Consider the following 11157-nt stretch of genomic DNA (forward strand, 5'->3'; position numbering starts at 1 on the left):
TGCGTTTCAATCAGGGCATACTGACGCCCTTCAACCCTGCCGGGAGCCCACATGCCGCGCCGTCTGTTCAAACGCTACATGCCGGACCCGACCAGCATCCGCGAACACAAGTCCTTACGCTTTTTCGGCAAGCTGCTGCACGACCCCAACCTCTGGCACCTGAATCGCCATTCGGTGGCGCGGGCCATGGGCGTCGGCCTGTTCGCCGCGCTCATTCCCATCCCCATGCAGATGCTGCTGGCCGCCGCGCTGGCCATTCCCGTGCGCGGCAACCTGCCGATCGCGGTGAGCCTGGTGTGGTTGACCAACCCGCTGACCATGCCGCCGGTGTTCTTCGTCACCTACATGACCGGTGCCTGGCTGCTGCAGGTGCCGCCACGCACGCTGCCCGAGTCGATCACCGTCGACTGGGTCACCGAGCAACTGGCGACGATCTGGCAACCGTTCCTGCTCGGCTCGGTGGTGTGCGGGGTGGTGCTGGGCGTGCTCGCCTACTTCACCACCATGGGCTACTGGCGCTGGTGGGTGGGCCGGCAGTGGCGCCGGCGCCAGTGTCGCTGCGCCGCCACCCCCAACCAGGGCTCAGGGGGCTCAGGCGCGCATGCCGCGGCCGCTGACCAGCAGGCGCACGCACAGCAGGTAGAGCACCGCGGTGGCCACCAGCATGAAGCTGATCGCCGTGCCAATACTGATATCCGACACCCCTAGGATGCCGTAGCGGAACGAGTTGACCATGTGCAGCACCGGGTTTGCCAGCGACACGGTCTGCCAGAACGGCGGCAGCAGGTTGATCGAGTAGAACACCCCGCCCAGGTAGGTCAGCGGTGTCAGCACAAAGGTCGGGATGATCGAGATATCGTCGAAGTTGCGGGCGAACACCGCGTTGACGAAGCCCAGCAGCGAGAAGATGGTCGCGGTCAGCAATACCACGATGACTGTCACCCCCAGGTGGTGCACCTGCAGATGGGTGAAGAACAGCGACAGGAACGTCACGATCACCCCCACCGCCAAGCCGCGCAACACGCCGCCCAGCACATAGCCGACCAGGATGGTGTGCGGCGACACCGGCGACACCATCAGTTCCTCGATGGAGCGCTGGAACTTGCTGCCGAAAAAGCTGGATACCACGTTGCCATAGGAGTTGGTGATCACCGACATCATGATCAGCCCCGGCACGATGTACTCCATGTAGGTGAAGCCGCCCATGTCGCCGATCTGCCGGCCGATCAGGTTACCGAAGATCACGAAGTACAGGACCATGGTGATCGCCGGCGGCAGCAGGGTCTGCGGCCAGATGCGCAGGAAGCGCCGCACTTCGCGGTAGACGATGGTGTTCAGGGCGACCCAGCTGGTGCGCAGTTCCACACTCATACGGCCACCTTCGACAGGTTTTTTTCCACCAGGGACACGAACAGCTCCTCGAGTCGGTTGGTCTTGTTGCGCAGGCTCTGCACCTCGATGTTCTTCAGCGCCAGCTGGCCGAACAACGCGGTGATGCCGATGTCCTTGTCCACCTGCACCTCTAGCGTGTGCGGGGTGATCAACCGGCACGGGTAGCCCTGCAGCTCAGGGGCGGCGGGCAGGTCGCGCTTGAGGTCGAGGACGAAGGTCTCGACGTGCAGCTTGCCCAGCAGCTGGCGCATGCTGGTGTTCTCGACGATGGTGCCGTGGTCGATGATGCCGATGTTGCGGCACAGCTGCTCGGCCTCTTCGAGGTAGTGGGTGGTGAGGATGATGGTGATGCCTTTCTGGTTGAGCTCGGTGAGGAAGCTCCACATCGAACGGCGCAGTTCGATGTCCACCCCCGCAGTCGGCTCATCGAGGATCAGCAGGCGCGGCTCGTGGATCAGCGCCCGGGCGATCATCAGCCGGCGCTTCATGCCGCCGGACAGCGAGCGCGAAGGCACGTCGCGCTTGTCCCACAGGCCCAGCTGCGTGAGGTACTGCTCGGCGCGCTCCTTGGCCACCTTGGGCGGGATGCCGTAGTAGCCGGCCTGGGTGACGACAATGTCGAAGGTCTTCTCGAACTGGTTGAAGTTGAACTCCTGGGGCACCACGCCCAGGCAGCGCTTGAGCGCCGCGGGCGACCGGTCCAGGTCGTTGCCGAACACGTTGACCGTGCCGCTGGTCTTGTTCACCAGGGTCGAGAGAATGCCGATGGTGGTGGACTTGCCGGCGCCGTTGGGGCCGAGCAAGGCGAAGAAGTCGCCTTCGGCAACGTCCAGGTCGATGCCCTTGAGGGCCTGGAAGCCGTTGCCGTAGGTCTTGGTCAGCTGTCGAATGGACAGGGCGGAACTCATGGCGGGTCAGGTACCGATGAAAAAGGTTCGGGACACGCCAGGTAAAGACACTGGCGCAGTGAGTGCGGCCATGGTGCAAGGCCCGGCCGCACAAGTACAGTCACATGTATCGATAGTGACTATCGAAGTGGCGTCACGTCAGGGCGGTCATCACCGCCGCCTGGTAGGCCGGACGTTGCTTGAGGCGCTCGTACCAGGCTTCGAGGTGGTGCATGGGCGGGCGTTCAATCGGCATTTCGAACCAGGCGTAGATGAAGCTGCCCAGGGGGATGTCGCCCATGCCGATCTGCTCGCCGGAGAGGTACGGCTGCTTGGCCAGGGTCTGGTCGGCGATGGCCAGCAATTGGGCGCATTGCTTGTGCGCGGCGTTGATCGCCACCCAGTCGCGCTGGTCCTCTGCGGTGCGCAGCAGGCCCCAGAACAGCGGGCGGAAGGGGCCGGCGAAGGACGAGGTGGTCCAGTCCATCCACTTGTCGGCCAGGGCGCGCTGGCGCGGGTCGTCCAGGTACCAGCCCTGCTCTGCACCGTATTCGGCGCACAGGTAGCGCACGATGGTGTTGGACTCCCACAGCACCAGGTCGCCGTCTTCGAGCATGGGCACCAGGCCGTTGGGGTTCAGGGCCCGGTAGTGCGGTTCGTTGACCACGCCGAAGGCGCCGCCGGCATCGATGGACTCGAACTCCAGGCCCAGCTCGTGGGCGATCCACAACGCCTTGCGCACATTGCTCGAATTCTTGCGGCCCCAGATCTTCAGCATGGCAACGTCCTTATGAATGCGGGAGGTGGGACAGTCTACTCCAAGCGTTGGGCGGTGCCAGTGAAACCGGGGGCCGCTGCGCAGCCCTATCGCCGCGGTTCGTCGCCACGACAAGCCGGCTCCCACAAAGAGCAGGCGCGTACAGGCCCTGTGGGAGCCGGCTTGCCGGCGAAAGGGGCGCGCAGCGGCCCCCGCGATCTGTCAGATATTTCCGAACCTGAAACCAAATGCTTCAGCCAGCAAAGCTTGGGAACTATCCTACGCGCTTGCCGGAAGCCGCCGCGTTGTCGGGGAAATACCCCAGGGATACCTTCACCGGGTCGCCACATTTGGTGACCGGGTGTGAGAAACCCGACTACATATGACAACCAGCGGCTTCGTCATGGTGGCCGTGTGCGGGCAGACTTCGGTCTGACCGGGTTTGTCCTATGTCCCGGTTTTCTCACCTCGTACACGGCCGCCACCCTGACCTCGTGAGAAAGGACCTGAATGGCGGTTTCAATGACCGCATAGGACTCTCTACCATGAAAAAAATCGTCCCAGACCCACCCCGCCTCGGCCCCTTCATCAGCATCCGCCCCACCCTCACCCGCGATGAAGCCATGTCCGCCGCCGTCGAAGTGGCCACCGCCATTTCCGATGTCCTCGACATCTACTTCCAGACCGAGCCCGGCGAAACCCAGGACCGCCTGTTCACCGCCAGCGACTACCTCGGCCAGCTCGCCTGCGCCCTGCTCGAACACAAGCCACAGGTGCAACCATGAGCCGCGGCCATACCGCAGGCCGCACCACCTGCCTGGACCTGTTCAAGGTCGAGCCGGGCGTGACCTTCGAGGATGCCTTCAGCGAGCTGTCGGTGCTGCTCGGCTGCATTCGCCACCTGACCTGCGAGGCGGAAATGGAGGGCGACCTGCTGGCCGGCAGCTCGGCGCGCATCCTCAGCGCCATGGCCAAGGCGCTGATCGATGACATGGAGCTGGGGTTGAACAGCAGTAAATGATCCTGGGGGGCCGCTTTGCGGCCCTTTCGCCGCGGTTCGTCGCCACGACAAGCCGGCTCCCACAAAGAGCAGGCCAGCGTAGCCCCTGTGGGAGCCGGCTTGCCGGCGAAAAGGGCTGTGCAGCAGCCCCAGGATCCATCAACCACCACCGAACTCCCGCTACAGAACCCGGTCAGTCTTCTAAGCAGGCCATCCACCCCAGCGCGTCTAAGCTCTGTGGGTCGGCCTAACGCCCGCTTCCAAGGAGGAAGAATCATGTTGCTGTTGTGGTTGCTGGTCCTGGTGCTTGGCGCCGCGTATCTCCTGCACCGGCGCCTGGCGCCCCTGCAGATCCTCGCGGCCATCGCCGCCTATACCCTGCTGATGGGCATCTTCAGCACCGCGCCAGGCTGGCTGCTGGCGCTGATCTGGGTAGTGATCGCCGCCAAGGCGGCCTTCTTCGCCCTGCCGGAGCTGCGCCGTAAACTGTTCACCACGCCAATGTTCAGCTGGTTCCAGCGCACCCTGCCGCCGATGTCGCCCACCGAGCGCGAAGCCATCGATGCCGGCACCGTGTGGTGGGACGGCCACCTGTTCAGCGGCCGCCCCGACTGGGACACCCTGCTTGACTACCCCGCGCCCAAGCTCAGCGAGGAAGAACAGGCCTTCATCGACGGCCCCACCGAGCAACTGTGCGCCATGGTCAGCGACTGGCAGATCGGCCAGGACCTCGACCTGCCGCCGCAGGCCTGGGATTTCATCAAGCAGCACGGCTTCTTCGCCCTGATCATCCCCAAGGAATACGGCGGCAAGGGCTTCTCGGCCTACGCCCACTCGCAGGTGGCGATGAAACTGGCCACCCGCAGCGGCGACCTGGCCTCCACGGTGATGGTGCCCAACTCCCTGGGCCCGGCCGAGCTGCTGCTGCACTACGGCACCGAGGCGCAACGCAACCACTACCTGCCGCGCCTGGCCCGCGGCGACGATATCCCCTGCTTCGCCCTCACAGGCCCCCTGGCCGGCTCCGACGCCGGCGCCATGCCCGATACCGGCGTCATCTGCAAAGGCCAGTGGCAAGGCGAGGAAGTCATCGGCCTGCGCCTGAACTGGGAGAAGCGCTACATCACCCTCGGCCCGGTGGCCACCCTGCTGGGCCTGGCCTTCAAGGCCTACGACCCCGAGCACCTGCTGGGTGAGCAGGCCGAGCTGGGCATCAGCCTGGCGTTGATCCCCACCGACCTGCCGGGCGTGGAGATCGGCCAACGCCACCTGCCCCTGGGCGCGGCGTTCATGAACGGGCCCAACAGCGGCAAGGATGTGTTCGTGCCGCTGGACTGCCTGATCGGCGGCCAGGAAATGCTCGGCAAGGGCTGGATGATGCTGATGAACTGCCTGTCGGTGGGCCGCTCCATCTCCCTGCCCGCAGTCGGCACCGGCGCGGCCAAGTACACCAGCCTGGTCACCGGCCAGTACGCCCGCGTGCGCGAACAGTTCAACGTGCCGCTGGCCGCCTTCGAGGGCATCCAGGAGTCGCTGGCGCGCATCGGCGGCAACGCCTGGCTGATGGACAGCGCCCGCCTGCTCACCGCCCAGGCCGTGGACCTGGGCGAAAAACCCTCGGTGTTGTCGGCGATCCTCAAGTACCACCTCACCGAGCGCGGCCGCGAATGCATCCAGCACGCCATGGACGTGCACGGCGGCAAGGGCATCATCATGGGCCCGAACAACTACCTGGGCCGCAGCTGGCAAGGCGCGCCGATCTTCATCACCGTCGAGGGCGCCAACATTCTCTCGCGCAACCTGATGATCTTTGGCCAGGGCGCCATCCGCTGCCACCCGTTCGTGCTCAGGGAAATGGCCCTGGCCGGGCGCGAGGACCATGACCAGGCGCTCAAAGAGTTCGACGACCTGCTGATGCAGCACATCCTGTTCGCCGCCGGCAACGCCGCCAGCACCCTGGTGCTGGGTTTGGGCCTGGGGCATTTCGAGAAGGTCCCGGGCGACGCCCTGAGCCAGGGCTACTTCCGCGCCCTCAACCGCCAGGCGGCGGCCTTCGCGCTGCTGGCCGACCTGTCGATGATGCTGCTGGGCGGCGCGCTCAAGCGCCGCGAGCGTCTGAGCGCGCGGCTGGGCGATGTGCTCAGCTACCTGTACCTGTCCAGCGCCGCGCTCAAGCGCTACCACGACCTGGGCTCGCCCGAGCACCTGCGCCCGTTGTTGCGCTGGGCGCTGGAGGAAAACCTGGGCCAGGCGGAAAAGGCGCTCGCCGCGCTGCTCGACAACTTCCCCAACCGCTTCATCGGCTGCGCCCTGCGCGTGCTGGTGTTCCCATTTGGCCGCAGGCATACCGGGCCAAGCGATGAGCTGGATGCCGAGGTGGCGGCGTTGATCGGCCGGCGCAAAGGCGACCCGGCGCTGGAAGCCGTGCTGGAGGGCTGCTTCAGGCCTCAGGCCGAGGGCGACCCGGTGGCCGCGCTACAGACGGCCTGTGACCTGCTGGACGATGCGGCCCCCTTGCACAAGGCGCTGCATCAGGCGGTCAAGGAAGGCAAGGTGCAGGCGGCAGCCGGGCAATCGGTGATCGACGCCGCCATCGAAGCGGGTGTGCTGCAGGCGGAGGAAGGCCAGCGCCTGCATCAAGCCGAGCAGGCACGTCGGGTGGTGATCGATGTGGATGCGTTCGACAAGGCGCAACTGGAGCCTGTGACAGGCAAGATTCGCTGATCGGACGACGGGGCCGCTGTGCGGCCCTTTCGCCGCGGTTCGTCGCCACGACGAGCCGGCTCCCACACCGGTCGCATCGGTTTCAAGGCCTGCGCAGTACCTGTGGGAGCCGGCTTGCCGGCGATAAGGCCGGTACCAGCAACACAAGTGCCCTGACGATCAACGCCGGGTGCCTCCCTCGGCCAACCGGCGTATACTCCGCCCCCCGTTTCAACCACCGAGGAGCGCCGCCATGGCCACCCCCCACCTGGAATACCACCTGCAACTGCTCCACCACCTGCGCACCATCCTGGCCGCGCTGGGTGAAGCCGAACAGGTCCCGGAGGAGAGCCACGCCCTGTTCCTCGAGCGCTTCGACGAACTGCTCACCCTGCTACCGCAAGACCCGCTGCAAAGCCAGTACCTGGGCCAGGACCTGATCTGCCAGGTGATCCAGCGCTATCCGCAGATCGCCCACCTGGTGCCGCGCGACCTGCTGTGGTTCTTTGCCGGCGACTGCCTGCATTTCATGCCGGATGAAGAGCTGGAGCTTTACCAGACGCTAGAAGAGCGCCGGTACGAAGCAGAGCAGAACGGCGAAGCGTTTGATTGGCATCAAGAAAAGCAACTGCTAGCCAAGCCTGCTCAGAGTGATATTCACTGATCTGATATAGATGCATCCCGGCCTCATCTGGGCCGGGAACCCAAATCGCCAGAGCGGGGCAAGTGAACTCACTCTGACAAATCACGATCTAGCAAGTCAGGGGGAATACCAGCCTTGCCCCTAAAAAAATGATGCGCCGAAGAAAATAAGAACTCGGCTTCCAGTCGAAGTCGCTCTACCTGCGAAGGGGGGTGCTGCCCTTTACTTTCTTCATAACGCCTCCAAGCATCGACCGCCCGTTTACATATCTCCAGCTGGACTTCCAAATCCGTCTTTTCGATCGTCACGGTCATTGCTCCTTCCTTGTTCAAGACAGAATGGAGTGAAATCAGGTGCGCCCAACATTCTCCCCCGACAGAGTAATAACTGATGGAACGAGTACGAACATCGGGCTCGTAACGAGTAGCGCCATGCCGTTGTACGCCCCCAGACGACATTAGCCAACTAGTAAAATTGATAGGTGTGCCGAGCCAGCTCGCCCCAAGAACCAATCATTCGAGCAAAAAAAAACGCCACTTCAAACGAAGTGGCGTTTTCAATTTGGAGCGGGAAACGAGACTCGAACTCGCGACCCCGACCTTGGCAAGGTCGTGCTCTACCAACTGAGCTATTCCCGCAGGGTGAAGCTTTACCGCATGTGGCGTGAAGCGCCTTGAAGACCTTCACCACCGGCACCGCCGAAACGATGCGTTGAAACTGGAGCGGGAAACGAGACTCGAACTCGCGACCCCGACCTTGGCAAGGTCGTGCTCTACCAACTGAGCTATTCCCGCAATATGGCGTCCCCTAGGGGACTCGAACCCCTGTTACCGCCGTGAAAGGGCGGTGTCCTAGGCCACTAGACGAAGGGGACTAAGCCGACGCTTTTCAGCGCACCAGAACATGAACCTCACGATTCAGCCTGGATTTTCTTTTCCTGCCCTGCCGAAGCAGTGCCGGAGAAACTGGAGCGGGAAACGAGACTCGAACTCGCGACCCCGACCTTGGCAAGGTCGTGCTCTACCAACTGAGCTATTCCCGCAATGTGGCGTCCCCTAGGGGACTCGAACCCCTGTTACCGCCGTGAAAGGGCGGTGTCCTAGGCCACTAGACGAAGGGGACACGCTGCTCGCACTACCTATTAAGTACTGCTTGCTTTCACTCCCTGCCGCGTTTCGCTGTGTGCTTTACGCTGCAAGTGGCGCGCATTCTATGGATGCCTCGCAGGGTCGTCAACCCCTTTGTAGAAATTTATTTAAATCAATGACTTCCCGTCGTCATGGGCAGTGATGCAGGATGCGTCCGGGGATTGGCGTTGCTTTTCTGACGCCGGCTCGGCAAGCTCGTAGCGATGTGCCAGCATCTGTAGGTTTTGGATTACGGGCCGATAGATAGAGGTAAGGCTTGAGGGCCTCATCGCGGGGCAAGCCCGCTCCCACGAATCCGCCACAGATTCAATGGAGCGCAGGCTGTTCCGCCGGGCTGCACTGTTCGCTTTCGGGCGGACTCACTACACTCTCGATAGATGCAAAACTTCTTCATGAGGCGTTAACGGTGACACCACTTCTGATCACCCTGCTTATCGTTGCAGGTATCGCGCTGCTGATCGTGATCGGCTACCTGAACAATGTGGTCGAAAACGGCAAGCTCGAGCGTGCACGGCTCAAGGTCGAACTGGCCGACCGCCTGCGCCGCTGCGGCGAGATCACCGAGACCTTCCCTGGGCAGTTCATGACGCCTGCGCTGAAGCTGCTGCTGACCCGCCTCGAACTGAACCTCAACCAGCGCCAGCTGGCCCTGGACAAGCACAGCGGCGACCTCAAGGCCCGTATCGCCGAGCTGGAGGGGTTGATTGGCCTGGGCGAGCGCATACCGGTGAGCAACCCGCCCGCGCCGATCCACACCGAGGTCAAGGCCAAGGACGTGCGCTTTTTGCTCGAGCTGCTGCACAACCAGATCGTGCGTGCCACCCAGGAAGGTTTCCTGGCGACCAACGAAGGCAAGTACTGGGTCAAGGAGATCCGCCATATCCTGGTGCTGCTGCATATCGAGTTCTTCAACAACCTTGGCCAACAGGCCCTGCAGCAGAACCAGCCGGGCCAGGCGCGCCTGGCCTTCGAGCGTGGCGTGCAGTACCTGCGCAAGCAGCCGGAGCCCAAGCAGTACGAAGAGCAGCTGACTTATATGGAGAAACTGCTGAACCGGGCCAACGCCCAGGTGCTGGACCAGATGGAGCCGGCGGAGAACGACCAGAATGCGCTGACCCAGGGGCTCAAGACCGATGAGGACGAGACCTGGAAGAAGAAAGTCATCTACGATTGATACGCCTCAGGGGCTGCTGTGCAGCCCCTTTTCATTTCAGCAGTCGGTCAACTCGAGGAACACCTCGACCAGGCGCTCCAGCCCTGCCTGGTCGGCCGCGCTGAAGCGCGCCAGCTTCGGGCTGTCCAGGTCGAGCACGCCGATCAGCCTGCCCGCCTTGACCAGCGGAATCACCAGCTCGCTGTTCGACGCACTGTCACAGGCGATATGCCCGGGGAAGGCATGGACGTCCTCCACTCGCTGGGTGCTACGGGTGGCCGCCGCAGCGCCGCACACACCACGGCTGAACGGAATGCGCACACAGGCCACCTGGCCCTGGAACGGGCCGAGCACCAGTTCTTCGTTGCGATTGATATAGAAGCCCGCCCAGTTCAGGTCCTCCACCTGGTTGTAGAGAAACGCCGAGAACTGCGCGGCATTGGCGATGAAGTCGCGTTCGTCAGCGAACAGCGCCTGCACTTGCGCGGCCAGCAGGTCGTAGCCATCGAGGCCTTGGCCACTGGCGTTGAGGTCGATCATTTATTTCTGCTCCAGCAATTGCAGCCCGACCCAATAGCGGGCGAACTGATAGGCACAACGGCCATTACGGTTGCCGCGGCCGGTGGCCCAGCGCACGGCGAGGATGTCCAGGGCTTCGTCACGCTGCCAGCGCAGCCCGGCCGGGCGCGCCAGCTGGCCGATCCAGTGCTCGACCACGTTGAGGAAATGCTCCTGGCTGAACGGGTAGAACGACAGCCACAGGCCGAAGCGGTCGGACAGGGCGATCTTGTCCTCCACCGCTTCGTTGGGGTGCAGCTCGCCGTCGACCATTTTCCAGTTTTCGTTGTCGCTCTGCTTCTCCGGCACCAGGTGGCGGCGGTTGGAGGTGGCGTATAGCAGCACGTTGTCCGGGGCCTGCTCCAGCGAGCCGTCGAGCACACTCTTGAGCACCCGGTAGTCGCCCTCCCCGGCCTCGAACGAGAGGTCGTCGCAGAACAGGATGAAGCGTTGTTCGAGCTTGTGCAGCTGCTCAACCACCCGCGGCAGGTCGGCCAGGTGGTCACGCTCGATCTCGATCAGGCGCAGGCCAACGCCTGCGTGCTCGGCCAACAGCGCGCGCACCAACGACGACTTGCCGGTGCCGCGCGAACCCCACAGCAGGGCGTGGTTGGCCGGCAGGCCGTTGATGAACTGGTGGGTGTTGCGGCCCAACTGCTCGCGCTGCTGGTCGACGCCGATCAGGTCGGACAGGCGGATATCGAGGCTGACCTCCAGGGGCATCAGGTAGCCACTGCGGCCATCGCGCTGCCAGCGGGCGGCGAGGGTGCGGGTCCAGTCGATGTCCGGACGCGGGGCCGGCAGCAGGGGTTCGAGGCGGGCGAGGACCGATTCGGCGCGCTCGAGAAAAGCGGTAAGGCGGGCGTCCATGGCGACTCCTATTGATTTCAGTTTTTTGGGGCCGCTGCGCGCCCCA

Annotated in this window: 12 protein-coding genes and 5 tRNA genes; 6 read left to right on the forward strand and 11 right to left on the reverse strand. The window is 63.7% G+C overall.

What is annotated here, in order from left to right; translation table 11 throughout:
* The first annotated feature begins 51 nt into the window (after positions 1-51).
* Positions 52-708 (forward strand): DUF2062 domain-containing protein, encoded by a 657-nt coding sequence (locus ACQ4OD_RS20245; RefSeq protein WP_430944827.1) that lies wholly within the window; start codon positions 52-54, stop codon positions 706-708.
* Here the strand turns inward: ACQ4OD_RS20245 and ACQ4OD_RS20250 are convergent.
* From ACQ4OD_RS20250 to ACQ4OD_RS20260, 3 genes are all read right to left on the reverse strand, one after another.
* Positions 592-1371: an ABC transporter permease gene (locus ACQ4OD_RS20250; RefSeq protein ID WP_430944828.1), complete on the reverse strand. Its 780-nt coding sequence runs from the start codon at positions 1369-1371 to the stop codon at positions 592-594. The two genes, ACQ4OD_RS20245 and ACQ4OD_RS20250, sit on opposite strands and share 117 nt — an antisense overlap.
* Positions 1368-2300, reverse strand: coding sequence for an ABC transporter ATP-binding protein (locus tag ACQ4OD_RS20255; protein WP_110703895.1), 933 nt, complete (start codon positions 2298-2300; stop codon positions 1368-1370). The genes ACQ4OD_RS20250 and ACQ4OD_RS20255 overlap by 4 nt, the downstream gene beginning before the upstream one ends.
* Positions 2301-2433: 133 nt before the next feature.
* Positions 2434-3057, reverse strand: coding sequence for a glutathione S-transferase (locus ACQ4OD_RS20260; protein WP_430944829.1), 624 nt, complete (start codon positions 3055-3057; stop codon positions 2434-2436).
* Between the two features lie 524 nt (positions 3058-3581).
* Between ACQ4OD_RS20260 and ACQ4OD_RS20265 the strand changes: the two genes are divergently transcribed.
* From ACQ4OD_RS20265 to ACQ4OD_RS20280, 4 genes are all read left to right on the forward strand, one after another.
* Positions 3582-3821, forward strand: a complete 240-nt coding sequence (locus tag ACQ4OD_RS20265; RefSeq protein WP_139672656.1) for a hypothetical protein — start codon at positions 3582-3584, stop codon at positions 3819-3821.
* Positions 3818-4057, forward strand: coding sequence for a DUF3077 domain-containing protein (locus ACQ4OD_RS20270; RefSeq protein ID WP_198754874.1), 240 nt, complete (start codon positions 3818-3820; stop codon positions 4055-4057). The genes ACQ4OD_RS20265 and ACQ4OD_RS20270 overlap by 4 nt, the downstream gene beginning before the upstream one ends.
* A 255-nt stretch (positions 4058-4312) precedes the next feature.
* A complete protein-coding gene (locus tag ACQ4OD_RS20275) occupies positions 4313-6760 on the forward strand; it encodes an acyl-CoA dehydrogenase (RefSeq protein WP_430944830.1) in 2448 nt (815 codons plus the stop codon).
* 232 nt (positions 6761-6992) lie between these two features.
* Complete coding sequence (locus ACQ4OD_RS20280) at positions 6993-7403, forward strand: PA2817 family protein (RefSeq protein WP_430944831.1); 411 nt, start codon at positions 6993-6995, stop codon at positions 7401-7403.
* A gap of 68 nt (positions 7404-7471) precedes the next feature.
* Here the strand turns inward: ACQ4OD_RS20280 and ACQ4OD_RS20285 are convergent, their stop codons facing one another.
* The 6 genes from ACQ4OD_RS20285 to ACQ4OD_RS20310 form a co-directional block, all read right to left on the reverse strand.
* Complete coding sequence (locus ACQ4OD_RS20285; protein ID WP_110698183.1) at positions 7472-7696, reverse strand: hypothetical protein; 225 nt, start codon at positions 7694-7696, stop codon at positions 7472-7474.
* A 248-nt stretch (positions 7697-7944) separates the two neighbouring features.
* A tRNA-Gly gene (locus ACQ4OD_RS20290) sits at positions 7945-8020 on the reverse strand.
* 80 nt (positions 8021-8100) lie between these two features.
* Positions 8101-8176, reverse strand: a tRNA-Gly gene (locus ACQ4OD_RS20295).
* A gap of 4 nt (positions 8177-8180) precedes the next feature.
* Positions 8181-8256: transfer RNA gene (locus tag ACQ4OD_RS20300), tRNA-Glu, on the reverse strand.
* Between the two features lie 92 nt (positions 8257-8348).
* Positions 8349-8424, reverse strand: a tRNA-Gly gene (locus ACQ4OD_RS20305).
* A gap of 4 nt (positions 8425-8428) precedes the next feature.
* Positions 8429-8504: transfer RNA gene (locus ACQ4OD_RS20310), tRNA-Glu, on the reverse strand.
* Between the two features lie 432 nt (positions 8505-8936).
* Here ACQ4OD_RS20310 and ACQ4OD_RS20315 point away from each other — a divergent pair.
* Positions 8937-9704 carry a hypothetical protein gene (locus ACQ4OD_RS20315; protein ID WP_046856553.1) on the forward strand — a complete coding sequence of 256 codons (768 nt, stop codon included), beginning with the start codon at positions 8937-8939 and terminating at the stop codon, positions 9702-9704.
* Between the two features lie 36 nt (positions 9705-9740).
* Here the strand turns inward: ACQ4OD_RS20315 and ACQ4OD_RS20320 are convergent, their stop codons facing one another.
* Positions 9741-10223, reverse strand: coding sequence for a GAF domain-containing protein (locus ACQ4OD_RS20320; protein WP_046856554.1), 483 nt, complete (start codon positions 10221-10223; stop codon positions 9741-9743).
* Complete coding sequence (locus tag ACQ4OD_RS20325) at positions 10224-11111, reverse strand: ATP-binding protein (protein ID WP_139672670.1); 888 nt, start codon at positions 11109-11111, stop codon at positions 10224-10226. It lies immediately after the preceding gene.
* Between the last annotated feature and the right edge of the window lie 46 nt (positions 11112-11157).

It is taken from the genome of Pseudomonas sp. WC1, from assembly GCF_050586565.1.
In the GTDB taxonomy this organism is placed as follows: Bacteria; Pseudomonadota; Gammaproteobacteria; order Pseudomonadales; family Pseudomonadaceae; genus Aquipseudomonas.

Excerpts from the sequence above, each read along its gene's own strand:
- ACQ4OD_RS20320 (WP_046856554.1), bottom strand. The coding sequence starts at position 10,223 with ATGATCGACCTCAACGCCAGTGGCCAAGGCCTCGATGGCTACGACCTG.
- ACQ4OD_RS20270 (WP_198754874.1), top strand. The coding sequence starts at position 3,818 with ATGAGCCGCGGCCATACCGCAGGCCGCACCACCTGCCTGGACCTGTTC.
- ACQ4OD_RS20260 (WP_430944829.1), bottom strand. The coding sequence starts at position 3,057 with ATGCTGAAGATCTGGGGCCGCAAGAATTCGAGCAATGTGCGCAAGGCG.
- ACQ4OD_RS20245 (WP_430944827.1), top strand. The coding sequence starts at position 52 with ATGCCGCGCCGTCTGTTCAAACGCTACATGCCGGACCCGACCAGCATC.
- ACQ4OD_RS20255 (WP_110703895.1), bottom strand. The coding sequence starts at position 2,300 with ATGAGTTCCGCCCTGTCCATTCGACAGCTGACCAAGACCTACGGCAAC.
- ACQ4OD_RS20285 (WP_110698183.1), bottom strand. The coding sequence starts at position 7,696 with ATGACCGTGACGATCGAAAAGACGGATTTGGAAGTCCAGCTGGAGATA.
- ACQ4OD_RS20275 (WP_430944830.1), top strand. The coding sequence starts at position 4,313 with ATGTTGCTGTTGTGGTTGCTGGTCCTGGTGCTTGGCGCCGCGTATCTC.
- ACQ4OD_RS20250 (WP_430944828.1), bottom strand. The coding sequence starts at position 1,371 with ATGAGTGTGGAACTGCGCACCAGCTGGGTCGCCCTGAACACCATCGTC.
- ACQ4OD_RS20280 (WP_430944831.1), top strand. The coding sequence starts at position 6,993 with ATGGCCACCCCCCACCTGGAATACCACCTGCAACTGCTCCACCACCTG.
- ACQ4OD_RS20265 (WP_139672656.1), top strand. The coding sequence starts at position 3,582 with ATGAAAAAAATCGTCCCAGACCCACCCCGCCTCGGCCCCTTCATCAGC.
- ACQ4OD_RS20325 (WP_139672670.1), bottom strand. The coding sequence starts at position 11,111 with ATGGACGCCCGCCTTACCGCTTTTCTCGAGCGCGCCGAATCGGTCCTC.